This is a genomic window from Microbispora sp. NPDC046973, assembly GCF_040644495.1.
In the GTDB taxonomy this organism is placed as follows: domain Bacteria; phylum Actinomycetota; class Actinomycetes; order Streptosporangiales; family Streptosporangiaceae; genus Microbispora.
Window position 1 is genome coordinate 388,686 of sequence record NZ_JBEYWQ010000004.1, and the last position, 16,858, is coordinate 405,543.

At 71.3% G+C, this 16,858-nt stretch carries 15 protein-coding genes; 12 read left to right on the top strand and 3 right to left on the bottom strand.

Going from position 1 to position 16,858, the window contains the following annotated elements; translation table 11 throughout:
• Nucleotides 1-45 precede the first annotated feature (45 nt).
• Nucleotides 46-1,368, top strand: coding sequence for an MFS transporter (locus tag ABZ860_RS11795; protein ID WP_357218537.1), 1,323 nt, complete (start codon nucleotides 46-48; stop codon nucleotides 1,366-1,368).
• A 3-nt stretch (nucleotides 1,369-1,371) separates the two neighbouring features.
• Here the strand turns inward: ABZ860_RS11795 and ABZ860_RS11800 are convergent, their stop codons facing one another.
• Nucleotides 1,372-2,007, bottom strand: a complete 636-nt coding sequence (locus ABZ860_RS11800; protein WP_357218539.1) for a TetR/AcrR family transcriptional regulator — start codon at nucleotides 2,005-2,007, stop codon at nucleotides 1,372-1,374.
• Nucleotides 2,008-2,081: 74 nt separating this feature from the next.
• Here ABZ860_RS11800 and ABZ860_RS11805 point away from each other — a divergent pair, with 74 nt between their 5' ends.
• The 10 genes from ABZ860_RS11805 (at nucleotide 2,082) to ABZ860_RS11850 (ending at nucleotide 13,758) form a co-directional block, all read left to right on the top strand.
• A complete protein-coding gene (locus tag ABZ860_RS11805) occupies nucleotides 2,082-3,068 on the top strand; it encodes an ATP-binding cassette domain-containing protein (RefSeq protein ID WP_357218542.1) in 987 nt (328 codons plus the stop codon).
• The gene (locus ABZ860_RS11810; RefSeq protein WP_357218545.1) at nucleotides 3,065-3,919 is read left to right on the top strand and encodes an ABC transporter permease; all 855 of its coding nucleotides are present in this window, start codon (nucleotides 3,065-3,067) and stop codon (nucleotides 3,917-3,919) included. The genes ABZ860_RS11805 and ABZ860_RS11810 overlap by 4 nt, the downstream gene beginning before the upstream one ends.
• Before the next feature lie 149 nt (nucleotides 3,920-4,068).
• Nucleotides 4,069-5,181: a polyprenyl synthetase family protein gene (locus ABZ860_RS11815; RefSeq protein WP_357218548.1), complete on the top strand. Its 1,113-nt coding sequence runs from the start codon at nucleotides 4,069-4,071 to the stop codon at nucleotides 5,179-5,181.
• A 235-nt stretch (nucleotides 5,182-5,416) separates the two neighbouring features.
• Complete coding sequence (locus ABZ860_RS11820; protein ID WP_357218551.1) at nucleotides 5,417-6,805, top strand: family 2B encapsulin nanocompartment shell protein; 1,389 nt, start codon at nucleotides 5,417-5,419, stop codon at nucleotides 6,803-6,805.
• The gene (locus tag ABZ860_RS11825) at nucleotides 6,805-9,111 is read left to right on the top strand and encodes a germacradienol/geosmin synthase (RefSeq protein ID WP_357218554.1); all 2,307 of its coding nucleotides are present in this window, start codon (nucleotides 6,805-6,807) and stop codon (nucleotides 9,109-9,111) included. The genes ABZ860_RS11820 and ABZ860_RS11825 overlap by 1 nt, the downstream gene beginning before the upstream one ends.
• Nucleotides 9,108-10,439: a family 2B encapsulin nanocompartment shell protein gene (locus ABZ860_RS11830; protein ID WP_357218556.1), complete on the top strand. Its 1,332-nt coding sequence runs from the start codon at nucleotides 9,108-9,110 to the stop codon at nucleotides 10,437-10,439. Before ABZ860_RS11825 ends, ABZ860_RS11830 begins: the two co-directional genes overlap by 4 nt.
• Nucleotides 10,440-10,643: 204 nt before the next feature.
• Nucleotides 10,644-11,441: an IclR family transcriptional regulator gene (locus tag ABZ860_RS11835; protein ID WP_357218560.1), complete on the top strand. Its 798-nt coding sequence runs from the start codon at nucleotides 10,644-10,646 to the stop codon at nucleotides 11,439-11,441.
• A gap of 126 nt (nucleotides 11,442-11,567) precedes the next feature.
• The gene (locus ABZ860_RS11840; protein ID WP_357218562.1) at nucleotides 11,568-12,089 is read left to right on the top strand and encodes a hypothetical protein; all 522 of its coding nucleotides are present in this window, start codon (nucleotides 11,568-11,570) and stop codon (nucleotides 12,087-12,089) included.
• 94 nt (nucleotides 12,090-12,183) lie between these two features.
• The gene (locus tag ABZ860_RS11845) at nucleotides 12,184-13,038 is read left to right on the top strand and encodes a sulfotransferase (protein WP_357218564.1); all 855 of its coding nucleotides are present in this window, start codon (nucleotides 12,184-12,186) and stop codon (nucleotides 13,036-13,038) included.
• Nucleotides 13,039-13,125: 87 nt separating this feature from the next.
• A complete protein-coding gene (locus ABZ860_RS11850) occupies nucleotides 13,126-13,758 on the top strand; it encodes a LysE family translocator (RefSeq protein WP_357218567.1) in 633 nt (210 codons plus the stop codon).
• On the opposite strand, the gene ABZ860_RS11855 is transcribed toward ABZ860_RS11850, so the two are convergent.
• Nucleotides 13,718-15,130 carry a condensation domain-containing protein gene (locus ABZ860_RS11855; protein ID WP_357218570.1) on the bottom strand — a complete coding sequence of 471 codons (1,413 nt, stop codon included), beginning with the start codon at nucleotides 15,128-15,130 and terminating at the stop codon, nucleotides 13,718-13,720. The two genes, ABZ860_RS11850 and ABZ860_RS11855, sit on opposite strands and share 41 nt — an antisense overlap.
• Before the next feature lie 240 nt (nucleotides 15,131-15,370).
• Entirely contained in the window at nucleotides 15,371-15,640 is a 270-nt protein-coding gene (locus ABZ860_RS11860; RefSeq protein ID WP_357218572.1) for a DUF6191 domain-containing protein, read from the bottom strand.
• A gap of 127 nt (nucleotides 15,641-15,767) precedes the next feature.
• Here ABZ860_RS11860 and ABZ860_RS11865 point away from each other — a divergent pair, with 127 nt between their 5' ends.
• Nucleotides 15,768-16,682, top strand: a complete 915-nt coding sequence (locus ABZ860_RS11865) for a hypothetical protein (RefSeq protein WP_357218575.1) — start codon at nucleotides 15,768-15,770, stop codon at nucleotides 16,680-16,682.
• Nucleotides 16,683-16,858: the final 176 nt, after the last annotated feature.

A 16,858-nucleotide genomic window follows, 5' to 3' on the forward strand; every position in this document is an offset into this window, starting at 1 on the left:
CTAGAACTCATGGCCGGGACGGGGGCTGACGAGAAAGGCGTGTCAATGGGCCTGTCCTACGTACGCGAGCTCGACGAGTACCCCACGGGTGCGCGTCGCATGAAGATCCTCACGATGGCCGTGCTGGCCGTCCTCATCGGCTCCTATGAGGCGCAGATCGCCCCGGTGGTCCCGCTGCTCCTCAAGGACCTCGACATGTCCCTCGCGACGTACGGCGCGGTGTCCGGGGCGGCGGCGGTCGCGGGGGCCGTCGCGTCGGCGATCGGCGGCAGGCTCACCGACCGGCTCGGCAGGGTGCGCCTGCTGGTCCCGCTGATGCTGCTGACCGCCGTGTGCTGCTTCGCCATGACGCTCGTGCACAGCTCGAGGGACCTGCTGATCGCCAGGATCGTGCTGGCCTTCGTCGACGGAGTGGCGATGGCGAGCACGGCGCCGCTGGTGCGCGACTTCTCGCCGCGTCTCGGCCGGGCCCAGGCGTTCGGCTTCTGGACCTGGGGTCCGGTGGGAGCCAACTTCCTCGCCGCCGCCGTCGCGGGCTGGACGCTGCCGATCTTCGACGACTCCTGGCGGTCGCAGTTCGTCATCATGGGCTGCTTCTCGCTGGTCATCTCGATCGTGATCGCCCTCAACATCGCCGACCTGTCGCCGGAACTGCGCGCGCAGATCCAGCACACCGAGCGCCAGGCCGCCGACGTCGTCGACCTCACCAGGCCGGCCAGGGCCACCTCGCTGTTCGTCCGGCGCAACATCTGGGCCCACGTGGTCGGCATCTCGCTGTGGCTGGTGCTCTACATCACGCTCACGCTCTTCGGCCAGACCATGCTGGTCGGCGCGCTCGGCATCACGGCCGCCGAGGCCTCCACGATCATGGCGTGCTTCTGGAGCCTCAACCTGATCACCCTGATCGTCGCCGGCCGCCTGTCCGACCGCACCCAGCTGCGCAAGCCGTTCACACTGGGCGGCACCGTGGCGGCCGTACTCGTCACCGCTTACCTGGCCTCGCTCCTCGGCGGCCAGGACGTCTCCAGCGGCATGCTCATGATCGTCGGCGCGCTGCTCGGCGGCTCGCTCGGCGTCGCGTACGGGCCGTGGATGGCGAACTACTCCGAGGACGCCGAGGACGTCGACCCCCGGCTGCAGGGCACGGCCTGGGGGCTGTTCGGCTTCCTCACCAAGGCGATCGCCGTGGTCGGCCTGCTGGTCATCCCGCACGTGGTCGAGGCCACGAGCTGGCAGACCTGGCTGGTGGTCTCCCTGGTGTGCCTGGCGCTGTTCGCGCCCGCCGTCTTCCTGTTCCACGGGCCCTGGCGGCGCGAGCGCGCCGAGACCGTGGACGGCTCGGAGGCCAGGGTCGCGGTGGCCGAGTAGAGGTCAGGCCGGCGGGTAGCCGCCCAGGCCCTTGCCGAGAAGGTCGAAGACCCGTTCGACGTCCGCGCGGTGGGCGCGCTCGATCTCCTCGTCGGGCCCGCCCTCCCGGACTCGCTGGCGCAGCCGCCGGTAGAGCGCCCGCTGCGCGCCGACCAGCGTCGAAGCGACGATGCGGGGCAGCGGGTCGCCGGGCTCCGCGCCCGCCTCGGCCGCCAGCGCGTCGGCGAGCACCCGGGTGATGCGCTCGTTGACCTCGTGCATCTTCCGCTCCAGCGACGGGTTGCCGCTGACGAGGTCGAAGAAGCTGCGCGGGTGGACGAGGTCGCGCCGCATCCCCGCGACGAGCCTCGTCTGCGCCAGGCACAGCGCGCGGAAGGAGTCGAGGATGGAGACCCCGGCAGGGCGGTCGGTGACCGCCGCCAGCGACATGGCCTCCCGGTCCTCGGCCCGGTAGAAGACCAGGTCCTCCTTGGTCGGGAAGTGGTTGAACACCGTCTTCTTCGACACTTGGGCGGCCGCCGCGATCTCGTCCACGGTGACCTCGTCGAACCCCCGGGCCCGGAAGAGCGCGTTCGCGGTGTCGGCGATGACCTGCCGGGTCCGGCTCTTCTTCAGCTCCCGCAGTCCGCCCGCACTCATGGGCACAGCGTATCGGCCTCCCTTGGTTACACCTGGTGTACTGTTACACCAAGTGTACTCAATCGGGAGGCGGGATGACGCATCCGGCGGTGGAGACCACCGGCCTGGCCAAGCATTACGGCGACGTCGAGGCCGTACGCGGCATCGACCTGACCGTGCGCAGAGGGGAGATCTTCGGCTTCCTCGGCCCGAACGGCGCCGGGAAGTCCACGACGATCAGCATGCTCTGCACCCTGACCACGCCCTCGGCCGGCGAGGCGCGCGTGGCCGGGCACGACGTGGTGCGCGAACGCGACAGCGTGCGGCGCTCGATCGGGCTGGTGTTCCAGGACCCGACGCTCGACGGCTACCTGACGGCCGAGCGCAACCTGCGCTTCCACGCCGACCTGTACGGCGTGCCCCGTGCGGACGTCGGTCCACGGCTGCGGGGCGTGCTCGAGATGGTGGGGCTGTGGGACAGGCGCGCGGCCAAGGTCGCGACGTTCTCGGGCGGCATGAGACGACGGCTGGAGATCGCCCGCGGCCTGCTGCACTCGCCGCGGGTGCTGTTCCTCGACGAGCCCACCGTGGGCCTGGACCCGCAGACCAGGAGCTCCATCTGGTCCTACATCCGGGAGCTGAAGGAGGCCGAGGACATCACGGTCTTCCTGACCACCCACTACATGGACGAGGCCGAGCACTGCGACCGCATCGCCATCATGGACGGCGGCCGGATCATCGCGCTCGACACCCCCGCCGCGCTGAAGGCCGGTGTGGGCAAGGACCGCGTCCAGATCCAGACCGACGACGGCGCGGCGGCCGTCGCCGCCCTGGACGAGCGGTTCGGCATCCGGGCCGTCGCCTTCGGGGAAGCGGTGGTCTTCCACGTGGACGAGGGGGAGCGATTCGTGCCGGAGCTGTTCTCCCGGTCGGGGCTGCCGATCCGGTCCGTCAGCGTGGCCCGGCCCAGCCTCGACGACGTGTTCATGTCGTACACGGGCCGGTCGATCCGCGACGCGGAGGCGACCGGCGGCGCTCGCGGCCTGGGCGCGCTCGCGGCCGCGCGAGGAGGCAGGCGATGACGTTGCCCGTCACGGCGGTCCGGGTGCCCGGGCGCAGCGCGACGAGCGAGCTGCGCGCCGTCAAGGTGGTCTGGCAGCGCGAGATCATCCGGTTCTTCAACGGGCCGCTGCGCATCCTCACCTCTCTCGTGCAGCCGTTCCTGTTCCTGTTCGTCCTCGGCACCGGCCTGTCGCAGCTCACCTCGGGCGGCACCGGGGGGCTCGGCCTGCGCACCTTCCTCTACCCGGGCATCCTCGCCATGGCCGTCCTGTTCACCGCCATGTCCTCGGCCGCCTCCATCGTCTGGGACCGGGAGTTCGGCTTCCTGCGGGAGATGCTGGTGGCGCCGGTGTCCCGCGGGGCCATCGTCCTCGGCAAGTGCCTGGGCGGGGCCACGGTCGCGGCCTTCCAGGGACTCGTCGTCATCTGCATCGCGGGTCCCGTGGGCGTGCCGTACGCGCCGGGCCTGATGCTCGGCGTGTTCGGCATCCAGGTGCTGCTGGCCTTCACCATCACGGCCTTCGGGGTCGCGATGTCCGTGCGGGTCAGGCAGATGCAGTCGTTCATGGCGCTCAACCAGCTGCTGATCATGCCGCTGTACTTCATGTCGGGCGCGATGTTCCCCGCCTCGAACCTGCCCGCGTGGCTGACCGCGCTCAACCGGATCGACCCCCTCTCGTACGCCGTGGATCCCATCAGGCGGCTGGTCTTCGCGCATCTGAACCTGGCGCCCGCCGTACGCGACCGGCTCGCGCCGGGGCTGACGTGGGGCGCGTGGCACGTGCCCATCGCCGTCGAGGTGGCCGTCCTCGCCGTCCTCGGGCTCGCCCTGCTCGCGATCGCGATCGCACAATTCGGCAAAGCCGACTAAGGAGCCCTGTCCGGCAGAGCGCGCTGAGCCGGGCGGGCGGGTGCGGCTCGGCGAGAAGTTCCGACTATCGGAACGACCGGTTCTACTTTGCGTGTTCATTAAGTAACTTTCCGCAAGGGATACCGGCTCGCCGAGCGAGGAGGCCGTGCATGACCGCGGACACCGTGGACACGTCCATCAAGGGGATCACCGGCGTCGGTGACACCGGCGGCGTCGCCGCCGTCACGAGCGCCGTCCGGGGACGGGTCGACGAGCTGCTCGCCGGCTTTCTCGACGCGCGGCGACCGCCGGTCGGCGATCCGGACGTCGCCGAGGGCTACCGGCTGCTGCGCGAGTTCGTGGTCGAGGGCGGCAAGCGCATCCGGCCGCTGCTGTGCTACTGGGGCTGGCGGGGCGCCGGCGGCGAGGAGCCGCACGAGGACCGGGCCGTCATCACCGGCGCGGCGCTGGAGCTCTACCACGCCGGCCTGCTGATCCACGACGACGTCATGGACGGCAGCGAGCTGCGCCGGGGGCGCCCGACCATCCACAGGGGGCTCGCCGGCACTCCGCGGTGGACGGGCGGGGAGACCTTCGGCCGGTCCGCCGCGATCCTGCTCGGAGTGCTCGCGCAGGCGTGGGCGGACGAACTGCTCGCGGACGCCGCCGCCGGCGACGTGCGGGGGCGGGCGGCGCGCGAGCTGTTCAACCGGATGCGCACGGAGGTCGTCACCGGGCAGTACCTCGACATCCTGGCGCACGCCCGCGCGGACGCGGACGTCGAACAGGCTCTGACGGTGATCCGCTACAAGACGGCCCGATACACCGTGGAGCGCCCGCTGCAGATCGGCGGGGCGCTCGCCGGGGCCCCGCCCGCCCTGCTGGAGGCCTACTCCCAGTTCGGCCTGCCGCTCGGAGAGGCGTTCCAGCTGCGCGACGACGTCCTCGGCGTCTTCGGCGACCCCGCCGTGACCGGCAAGCCGGTCCTCGACGACCTGCGCGAGGGGAAGCGGACCGTGCTCATGGCGTACGCGTACGCGCGGGCGCGAGGGCCGGAACGGGATCGGTTGCGGACCTGGCACGGCGCCCCAGACCTGGACGAACGGCGGGCGGCCGAGCTCAGGCAGATCATCGTGGACACCGGCGCCCTCGGCGAGGTCGAGGACCTCATCGCCCTGCGGGCCGGGCAGGCGCTCGAGGCGCTGCGCGACTGCGCGATCGCCCCGGATGCGACACGGGCACTCGCGGAGCTCACCGAGCGGCTGACCCGTCGCGTCCGGTGAGGCGCGCGATCGGCACGCCCGCCTCTCTCATGACTCCCGCCGCCGGAACGCTCCGGCCGCCTCCGCGCGTGGCCGTGCGGCCGCACGGGCACGCGATGCACCCAGTGTTCGCGGTGTGGCCCTGCCCGGGCCGGTAGGACCCTGATCTTTCTTTCCCCCTCCGCCGCTCGGCGACGAGCGTGACCAGTCACCGAACAACCGGCCGCCGTGCCGACCACAGATGGGGTGATGTGCTGTGACCGAGAACACCATGCCGACCGACAACCGGTTGAGCCTCAGCACCAGGGCCGCGCGCAACCTGGCCACGACGACCAAGACCCCGCCGCAGATGCAGGAGATCACCTCCCGTCATCTGCTGCGCGTGCTCCCCTGGGTCGAGGCGGTGGGCGGGGCCTACCGGGTCAACCGGCGGCTGACCTACCAGATGGCCGACGGGCGGGTGACGTTCGTCTCGACCGGGGCGGACGTGCGGGTCATCTCCGCCGAGCTGTGCGAGCTGCCCGCCCTGCACGGTTTCGGCGACGCCGACGTGCTCGCCGCCATGGCCGACCTGTTCGTCCAGCGGGAGTACGAAGCCGGCCAGGTCATCGCGCAGGCCGGCACCTCGATGGACGAGGTCGTGCTCCTCGCCCATGGCAAGGTCGACAGGCTCGGCGAGGGGGCGTACGGCAACGAGACGCGGCTCGGAGTGCTGGCCGACGGCGAGTACGTCGGTGAGCAGATGCTGGTGAACGCGGACGCGCGGTGGGAGTGGACGGTCAAGGCGGTGACGCCGTGCACCGTGCTCGCCCTCGGCAGGGAGGAGTTCGAACGGCTGCTCACGCTGTCGGACAGCCTGCGTGAGCACGTGCAGGCCTACCGGGAGAACCCGGCGCGGCCGGTGAACCGGTACGGCGAGGCGGAGATCGCTTTGGCGGCGGGGCATGAGGGTGAGGCGACGCTGCCGGGGACGTTCGTGGACTACGAGCTGGGGCCGCGTGAGTACGAGCTGAGTGTGGCGCAGACGATTTTGCGGGTGCACTCGCGGGTGGCGGATCTGTACAACGAGCCGATGAACCAGACCGAGCAGCAGTTGCGGCTGACGATCGAGGCGTTGCGGGAGCGTCAGGAGCATGAGCTGGTCAACAACCGCGACTTCGGTCTGCTGCACAACGCCGATCTCAAGCATCGGGTCCACACCCGGTCCGGCCCGCCCACCCCCGACGACCTCGACGAGCTGCTCGCCATGGTCTGGAAGAACCCGAGCGTCATGTTCGCCCACCCCAAGGCGATCGCGGCCTTCGCCCGCCAGTGCAACGCCCGGGGCATCTATCCCCAGACGGTGGAGTTCAACGGCCAGAAGGCCCCGGCCTGGCGCGGGGTGCCGATGCTGCCGTGCAACAAGATCCCGGTGAACGACAAGGGCATCAGCTCGATCATGGTCATGCGCCTGGGAGAGAAGGACCAGGGCGTCGTCGGCCTGCGCCGCACCGGGCTGGTGGACGAGTACGAGCCCGGCCTGTCGGTGCGCTTCATGGGCATCGACGACAAGGCGATCATCTCCTACCTGGTGACCACCTACTACTCGGCGGCCGTCCTGGTCCCCGACGCCCTCGGCATCCTGGAGAGCGTCGAGGTCCTGTGATGTCCTCCTACCGGCTGCCGGACTTCTACCTCCCCTATCCGCCCCGGCTGAACCCGCACGTGGAGACCGCCCGGGCGCACACGCGGGGGTGGGCGGCGGACATGGGCATGCTCGACGACCCGGACATCTGGACCGAGGAGTCGCTCGACGCGATGGACTACGGCCTGATGTGCGCCTACACCCATCCCGACTGCTCCGCCCCCGAGCTGGACCTGGTCACGGACTGGTACGTCTGGGTCTTCTACTTCGACGACCACTTCCTGGAGACCTTCAAACGCAGCAGGGACCTGGACGGCGCCCAGGACTACCTGGACCGGCTCGACGCGTTCATGACCGACGAGCCGCCCGAGCCGACGAACCCGGTGGAGCGGGGCCTGGCCGACCTGTGGCCCCGCACCGTGCCCGCCATGTCGGAGGCGTGGCGGCGCCGGTTCGTCCGGGTCACCCGCGACCTGCTGCAGGAGTCGATGTGGGAGCTGTTCCACATCGAGCGGGAGGCCGTCTCCAACCCGATCGAGTACATCGAGGAACGCAGGAAGGTCGGCGGCGCCCCGTGGTCGGCCGCGCTGGTGGAGCACGCGGCCGGCGCGGAGCTGCCGGCCCGGCTGGCGGATTCCCGGCCGATCCGGGTGCTGACGGAGTCGTTCGCCGACGCCGTGCACCTGCGCAACGACCTGTTCTCCTACCAGCGGGAGGTGCTGCAGGAGGGTGAGCTGTCCAACTGCGTCCTGGTCTGCGAGCGTTTCTTCGGCTGCGACACCGACCGGGCCGTGGAGATCACCAACGACCTGCTCACCTCCCGGCTGCATCAGTTCGAGCACACCGCGCTGACCGAGCTTCCGGCGCTGTTCGCCGACGAAGGGGTCCTGCCGCCCGAGCAGGCGCCGGTCCTGAGCTACGTCAAGGGACTGCAGGACTGGCAGGCGGGGGGACACGCCTGGCACACCGCCTCAAGCCGCTACACCAAGGCGGCAGGAGGAGCCGGGTATCTCGGGATGAACGTGGCCCGCGCCCACATCACGGGCGCGGGCGGCCTGCGCAACCACACCCACCGGCCCTTCTCCGAGGCGGCGGTGCGACTGCCGCAGCCGTACATGCCGTTCGAGGTGCGCGACAACCCGCACCTCGACGCGGCGCGAGCGGCGGACCTCGAATGGTGTGCCGCCATGGGCTTCTTCGACGGGGTCCCCGGCATCCCGGCGACCGCCGTGTGGAGCGAGCCGCAACTCGCCGGCTTCGACCTCGCCCTGTGCGCGTCCGGCATCAACCCGGACGCCACGGCCGACGAGCTGATCCTGGCCACCAACTGGCTGGCGTGGGGGACGTACGGCGACGACTACTACCCCCGGGTCTACGGGGCGGCGCGCGACCTGGTCGGCGCGAAGCTCGGCAACCGGCGGCTCAAGGAGTTCATGCCGCTGGATCTCGTCCCGCGCCTGACCCCGATGACGGGGCTGGAGCGCGGGCTGGCAGACCTGTGGCCGCGCACCGCCGGGCCGCTGCCGGAGGGCTCCCGCCGGGCCTTCCGCGCCGCCGTCGAGGAGATGATCGACAGCTGGGTGTGGGAACTGGCCAACCAGGCCCAGCACCGCGTGCCCGACCCCGTCGACTACATCGAGATGCGGCGCAGGACGTTCGGCTCGCAGATGACGATGAGCCTGGCCAGGCTGACGCCGGGCCGGGTCATCCCCACCGAGATCCATCGCACCCGCGAGTTCCTCGGCATGACCGACGCCGCGCAGGACTACGCGTGTCTGCTGAACGACCTGTTCTCCTACCAGAAGGAGGTCCAGTTCGAGGGTGAGCTGCACAACGCGGTCGTGGTGCTGGGCACCTTCCTCGACTGCGCGCCCGACGAGGCGGTGACCGTGGTGGACGCGCTGATGACCAGCCGGATGAGGCAGTTCGAGCACATCACCACCGTCGACCTGCCCGCCCTGCTCGAACGCATCGACGCGGGGGAGACCGTGCGGGAGTCGGTCGAGGGATACGTGTCCGACCTGCGCAACTGGATGGCGGCGATCCTGCGCTGGCACCAGCGGTCCCGGCGCTACTTCGAGGAGGAGCTGCGCAGGGGTCCGGCGGCCCGGTGGTCCCAGGGGCCGACGGGCCTCGGCACGGCCACCGCACGCATCCTCTCCCTGGCGCCGCCGGCACACAGGGCGCCGCCGGCACACAGCGCGCCGCCGGCTCATGTGCCGCCGGCGCTCACGGGGTCGTCCGTGACGGCCCCCGCTCTCGCGGCGTCTGATCTTGCGGCGTCTGATCTCGCGGCGCCGGCTCACTCGCTGCGGGGGGCGCCATGACCGCGTCGCGCCTGACCCTGAGCACGGCCGCCGCGCGGAAGCTGGCGACCACCACCAAGACGCCGCCGCAGATGCGGGAGATCACTCCCCGGCACCTGCTGCGGGTGCTCCCGTGGACGGAGGTCCAGGGTGGTGTCTACCGGGTCAACCGCCGGCTCACCTGCACGGTGGGGGACGGGCGGGTGAGTTTCGTCTCCACCGGGGCGCGGGTGCGGGTCATCCCGGCCGAGCTGTGCGAGTTGCCGTCCCTGCACGACTACGGCGACCTCGACACTCTCGGGGCGCTGGCGGACCGGTTCGTGCAGCACGACCTGCGCCCGGGTGATCCGGTGCCGCAGGGACAGGTGGTGCTCGTCGCCCACGGCAAGATCGCACGCGTGGGCGCCGGCGCGTACGGCGGCGAGGCACTGCTCCAGGTCCTGGCCGACGGAGACCACCTGGGGGACCTCACCGGTCCGGGGGCCGCGCCCGCCAAGGCCCTCACCTCCTGCGTCGTTCTCGTCCTCGACCGGTCGGCGCTGGACAACCTGACCGTGCTCGCCGACGGCCTGCGCGAGCATCTCGGCCGTCCTCCCGCGGCGCGGCCGGTGAACCGGTATGGCGAGGCGGAGATCGCTTTGGCGGCGGGGCATGAGGGTGAGGCGACGCTGCCGGGGACGTTCGTGGACTACGAGCTGGGGCCGCGTGAGTACGAGCTGAGTGTGGCGCAGACGATTTTGCGGGTGCACTCGCGGGTGGCGGATCTGTACAACGAGCCGATGAACCAGACCGAGCAGCAGTTGCGGCTGACGATCGAGGCGTTGCGGGAGCGTCAGGAGCATGAGCTGGTCAACAACCGCGACTTCGGTCTGCTGCACAACGCCGACCTCAAGCATCGGGTCCACACCCGGTCCGGCCCGCCCACCCCCGACGACCTCGACGAGCTGCTCGCCCGCCGGCGTAGCTCGCACTACTTCCTCGCCCATCCCCGCGCCATCGCCGCCTTCGGGCGGCAGTGCACCCGGCGCGGGGTGTATCCGGACGTCACCGAGGTGAACGGGGCGACGGTCATGGCCTGGCGCGGGGTGCCGATACTGCCCTGCGACAAGATCCCGATCACCGAGGGCGGGCTCAGCTCGATCGTGGTGATGCGCACCGGGGCCGAGAAACAGGGCGTCGTCGGTCTGCGCCGCACCGGGCTGACGGACGAGTACGAGCCCGGCCTGTCGGTGCGCTTCATGGGCGTCGACGATAAGGCGATCATCTCCTATCTGCTGACCACCTACTACTCGGCGGCCGTCCTGGTCCCCGACGCCCTCGGCGTGCTGGAGAGCGTCGAGGTGAACTGAGGTGCGCCCCCGGCCGGGGCGTTCGGAAAGCACCCCGGCCGGGGCCGCCAGGTCGGGCCGCCATCTCAGGCCACGCGACGCAAGCCTGAGGAGTGGCAGGGGTGAGGAAGTGCGCATGTGTGCCCGCGTTCGCCCCTCATGCGCGCTGCGGCGCGGCTAAGGTGACCGCTGGCCGGTCAGGATGTGGTTCACGAGCGTCGCGGGGTGGGGTTGTTCGTACCGTTGGATCGCGCCCGCCGGGCGGAGGCGGCCTCCGCCCTGGGCAGCCTGGAACGCGGGATAGAAATCCTCCTGTGCCTGGCCGCCGGCATGAGGCCGATGAACCTGACCCAGGTGCACCGGTCCACCGGGTTCTCCAAGACCACCACCCATCGCCTGCTCGGCACCCTGCAGCGGCGGGGCCTGGTCACGCGCACGGGCGGCGACTACACGGTGGGCGGACGCCTCGCCGACCTCGTGGCGCCGCGCGGCTGGGCGGTCCAGGGCCGTCGCCTGCCCGGCTCCCGCAGGGCTGTCCTGCCGCATCTGCTCCAGCTGTACGAGGCCACCCGGCAGACGGTCAACCTGGGCGTGCCGGACGGGTTCGAGGTCGCGTACGTCGAGCGGTTGTACGGGCACAACCGGATCAAGTCGCCGTCGGACGGCGTCGACCGGGCGCCGCTGCACTGCACGGCCACGGGCAAGGTGCTGCTCGCCTACGACGCCGGTCTGCGCACCGCGTTCCTCGCCGCCCCGCCCATGCGGCGGATGACCGGCCGTACGGTGACCGCGCCGGCCGCGCTGGAACGCGAGCTCGCGGCCATCCGCGCTGAGGGCGTGGGATACGCCCGGGAGGAGTTCGCCGAGGGGGTGTGCTGCGCCGCCGCGCCCGTCTTCGGTCCGGACGGCGGGGTGTGCATGGCAGTCGCGGTCGCCGCGCCGGTGGGGGCGGCGGCGCTGCCGCGCCTGAGTGCGGCCGTGCGCAGAACCGCCCACCAGATCACCGGCGTCCTCCTCCTGTGATCCCCGCTTCGCGGATTGGGCCCGTCGGCCCCGGGGAAGGCTCGAACGAGTCGAGCGGCGGGACCTGAGCCGCTCCGGCCGCCGGTGCCAGGGACCGGCGCAGCCGTCGTGGTGCCGGGGAGAGTCATGCGTCGAGGAGCGTACGCGTCCCGCTTGATCGGCCGGGCCGGCCTCGTCGCCGTTCCGGTGACCGTGCTGCTCACGGCGTGCGGCACGCCGGAGCCGCAGATACGGCCGCGGCCGGTGGCGACGGGCGGCCCGGTGTCCGCCGCGGTCTCCGCATCGCCCTCGCCCAGCCCGTCGGTCGTCTCGGCCGCGGCCCGTCCGGAGGCGTGCCGCAACGCCGACTGCGAGGTGGCGGTCCGCCCGGGTGATCGGCTGCGGCTCGACCGGAAGACCGGCCTCGACGCGATCACGATCGTCTCGCTCGACCGCGGCGGGTTGCGGCTGCGCTTCGAAGCGGGCGCGGGGGCGTTCCGCGTCGAGGGCATGAACACCGGCGTCAGCCAGGACTGCGTCAACGGCCGCTGCCGGACGGAGGGCGAGCTGACGCTGGCCCCGGAACGGCCCGGCAGGATCGGCGACATCCGCCTGCGGCTCGCGAGCGTGGCGCCCGACCACGCGGTCCTGGTCCTGTCGCCGACGTGAACGCCACGGGCGGGACCAGCCTGGCCGTCTCGACTTCGGAAATCCCCAGCCTCCGTTAACCGCGAGGCCACCACGCCTCCCTACGTTCGCGGCCATGGCATGGAAGAGCAGGGTCAACGCCGCCGTCGAAGGGATGACCGGGTACGTCATCACCCGGGCCAGGCCACGGGCCGCATCGGCTGCGGAGCCGCGAGATGAGCCGCGCCCGCCCGCCGACCCCGCCGCCGACCGCCTGCTGCGCGCACCCGTCTTCGTGCTCTCCCCGGTCAGGTCCGGCTCCACGCTCCTGCGCGTGCTGCTGAACAGCCACAGCAGGATCCACGCGCCGCACGAGCTGCACGTCCGGCGGATCGCCGTGACCCTCACCACCGATCCCGTACGGCAGGCCATGGCGGCGGCCGGCCACCGTACGAGCGACATCGAGCACATCCTGTGGGATCGCCTGCTGCACCGGGAGCTGGTCAGGAGCGGCAAGGACGTCATCGTGGACAAGACGCCCAGCAACGTGTTCGCCTACCGCCGCATCACGACGTGCTGGCCGGATGCCCGATTCGTCTTCCTCCTGCGCCACCCCGCGTCGATCGCCCGGTCCTGGCACGAGGCCGATCCGCGGACGCGGCCCATGGAGGAGGCCGTGCGGCACACGCTGCAGTACATGCGCCACCTGGAGGAGGCCAGGCGTCGGCACGAAGGGATCGACGTCCGGTACGAGCGGCTCGTCGACGACACGGAAGGCGAGCTGCGGCGACTGTGCGCCTGGCTCGGCGTGGAATACGAGCCCGAGATGGTCCGGTACGGCGACAAGGACCACGGCCACTTCGTGAAGGGCATCGGCGACTGGCGCGACAAGATCCGGAGCGGGCGGGTCCAGCCGGGCCGTCCGCTGCCCGCCGCGGAGGAGGTGCCCGAGGCCCTGCGGGAGATCGCGGCCGCCTGGCGCTACGTCTGATCCCCGGTCACCAGTGGAATCAGTGGATGCGGCGGCAACTGCTGCACCCGGCGAGGCGCGGGCGTGCGTGTGGGTTACGGTGCCGTCGTGGACGTATATGGTGCGATCGCCTCGTTCGCCGTCATCGTGGCGTTGCTCACGCTCACGCCCGGCTTGGACACGGCGCTGATCCTGCGTACGTCGCTGCTCGCCGGACGGAGACCGGCCTGGGCCGTGGTGCTCGGCATCCAGGCCGGCACCCTGCTGTGGGGCCTGCTCACGGCCGCCGGCCTGTCCGCTCTCCTCACCGCCTCCCACGTGGCGTACGAGGTGCTGCGGTGGGCGGGTGTCGCGTACCTGGTCTGGATGGGCGGCAGGATGCTCTGGCAGAGCCGCACGAGCCGGGCGGACGACGTGGCACCGGCCGGCCCGCCGGAGGCCGGATGGGGACGGGCGTTCCGGCGGGGCCTGCTGACCAACCTGCTCAACCCGAAGGTGGGCGCCTTCTACGTCGCGGTGCTGCCGCAGTTCATGTCCCAAGGCGTGCCGCACGCGGTGATGGGCGTGCTGCTGGCGGGCGTCCACGTCTGCGAGGCGCTGGTGTGGAGTGCCGTGCTCATCGGCTTCACCGGGATGGTGCGCGGCTGGCTGCGCAGGCCGTCGGTCAAGCGTGCCATGGACCGGATCACCGGCCTCATCGTCATCGGTTTCGGTCTGCGCCTGGCGGTGCAGCAGTCCTGAGCCGCCCGTCGTAGGGGCCGACTCCGCACACTTCGGGGACGGCGGCGATCGGGACCTCCTCGGTGAGGGCACGGACCGGCAGGGCCTCGACGCCGCGCAGCATCGCCTCGGCCGTGTCCGGGGGCAGGTAGGCGGTGTCCACGATGAGGCTGAGCCGCGCGGTGTCGACGGCCGACACGACCGTGAAGAACGCCTTGAACCGGACGCCCGGCCAGGCGTTCGTGACGTACGTCCTGGTCTTTTCCGTGAGGCGGGCCACCTCCTCGTCGGATCCGGCGGGTGGCAGGCCCGGCCAGGTGCCGACGGTCCGTCTGTCGTTGAAGAAGGCGTCGAGGTCCGGCTCCCGGCCGCGGCGGCGGCCGATCTCCTCCCGCATGGCCTGCATCTCGAACGGGTCGTAGTGCGCGTTGCGGTACGCCCTGAGCGCCCCGCGTTGTGCGGCCCGGCAGGCGGCGGCGAAGTCGGTGGCGGGCAGGTCGAGCACGAACAGGCCGTCCTGTTCCACGGTGCCGACCATCGTGCGGGTGCGCGCGTCGCGGCGGTTGCTGTGCACGAGCTGCATGACCGCGCGCGGGCGGCCGCTCACCGTGGCCAGCACGGTGGCGCAGGCGGCGAGCAGCACATTGGTCGTGCTCATCGTCCAGCGCTCGGCAAGCCGTTGCGCCGCGATGGCGAGCGCCACCGACTCCATGCCGACCTCGATGAACCGCGGGTCGTCCGCCTCACGCGGCGGATGGTCGAACACGTCGAGCGGTCCCTGCGCCAGCACCGAGTGCCAGTATCGGACGGACTTGGCCGAGCGGGCGGGGTAGGGCTCCTCGCGCTCCGCGGCCGCCTGGTCCATCGGCTGCCACTCGGCGGGCGGCAGTTCCTCGCCGCGCAGCAGAGCCTTCCACTCCTCCGACAGCGTGTTCAGCGCCTGGAAGTCCACCGCGAGGTGGGAGAAGGCGATCGCCAGCGCCATCGGGCGGTCGTTCTTGACCACGACGGCGCAGCGCAGCGGCAAATCGCGGTCGTGCGCGAAGGGCGTGCGGCCCAGCTCGCCCGCGAGCCGCTCGGCGACCCGCAGCGCCCGGTCCTGTCCCGCGTCCACCAGGTCCACGGTCAGCTCCCCGCCGCGACCGACCCGCTGCACCGGCCCATCCGGGGTGAGGGCGAAGGTCGTGCGCAGGCTCTCGTGCCGTTCGACCAGCACGCGCAGCGCGTCCAGGACGCTGCCGAGGTCACGCCTGCCGTACACCGGAAGCACCCACGGGCAGCTGAGGAACGTCTGGCTGTCGCCCATGAGGTGGACCGCCCGCCAGATCAGCCGCTGTCCCCAGGTCAGCGGCGCCTCGCCTTCCCGCGTGCCGCTGAACGTCACCGTCACCATGAGCCCGTCGTCCTTCGGGAGGCCGGCTCGTGGCCGAGTCCGATCTCCACGCCGTCACCGAAAAGTTTCGACACGATGCCCACCCCATCATTGGCAGAGGAATGCCCAGTTAGTCCGGTTTTGGTCGCGCCGGAAGTCGCCGTGCAACGGAAGAATAGGCAACGGGAGTGGACGGGCGACAGTGAAAGTCGTAAGTCTCCTGCCGAAAGCTTTCGAAGGAGAGGGGTGCGAGGTTGGGGGCTACCCCTTGTCCGGCAGGACGATTGTGATCTTTTTGCCGACGGTGTCGATGCGGTTGACGGGTGGCGCGCCGTCGGTCTGGTCGTCGCGGAGCATCGTCTCGCTCTGCCGCTGCTCCAGTTGCATCCGTTTTGTGGAGAGGAAGGCCGCCGTGAACTCGTCGAATCCGGTGGCAGAGATGGACTTGCCGGACTTGCGGACCTTGGCCGCCCACCGCCACAGACGCTCGAGCAGGGCCAGAAGAATCAGCGCGCACGCCAGCATCTCCATGATCCCGACCGTACCTCCCGTCCTTCCCGAATGTCCGCGTCTCCGAGGATCCGGTATGGCCCACGGGAGTCACGGCCGTACCGGCCGGCAAGATCGTTCGTCGGTCCGGCCTCGTACGATGTCGCCTATGACCAGGCACGGCTTCACGCTCAGGGCACAGGGCCCGTTCGACTTCGGTGCCACGTTGCGTTTCGTCGAGGACTGGCCCGCCACCAGCGGGCTGCCCTCCGACGGGCGGGCGCTGCGCTTCGCCTACTGCGCGGAGTCCGACTGGCTGCCGATCGGCGTGACCGTGACCGCCGCGCCGGACGGGGTCGCCGTCGCCACGACGCGGGCCGCCGGGCCGCGGATCCGGGGCGAGGTGGCGCGCGTCCTGTCCCTCGACGTGGACGGCTCCGGCTTCGCCGCGGCGGGCGAGGCCGACCCGGTGCTCGGCGACCTGCAGCGGAAGAGTCCCGGCCTGCGCCCGCTGTGCTTCTGGAGTCCCTGGGAGGCGGCCTGCTGGGCGGTGATCGTGCAGCGTTCGTCGATGCTCATCGCCGCCCGGCTCAAACAGCGCATCGCGGAGCGATACGGCGCGAAGGTCGTCGTGGACGGGCAGACCTACGCCGCCTTTCCTCCGCCCATGACGCTGCTGCAGGCCGGCGGCCTCGGTCTGCCCGCGCAGAAGGAGGAGTGGCTGCGCGGGCTGGCCCGCGCGGCGCTCGACGGCGTGCTCACCGCCGAGCACCTGCGCGCGCTCGATCCTCAGGAGGCGCTGGCCGAGCTCCGCGCCCTGCCCGGCGTGGGGCCGTTCTCCGCCGGCTTGATCCTGATCCGCGGCGCGGGCGCGCCGGACGCGTTCCCGGGCGACGAACCACGCCTGTTCGCGATCCTGCGCGAGGCGTACGGCCTGCCGGACGACGCTCCGCCTGCCGTCTACCGGAAGGTGGCCGAGGCATGGCGGCCCTACCGCTCCTGGGCCTCCTTCCTCTTCCGGGCGTCCGGCTACGGCGCCGTGGAGGACGACCGTCCCCCGAGCCGACCGGCGCAGGGTCGCTGACCCTCTTCCGCCGCCGGTGCGGTGATCAGCGTGTGGCGCGGCGCCGCGAACCTCACGCCGCCGTCGTATCGCGGCACCTGAGAAAACGATGAACGGGCCGGGAAGCCGTCTCATCCATTTCTCATGCGGGCTGAACATCGGGTGAGAATTCATCACCCGGGCGGCTTCTGCGGCAT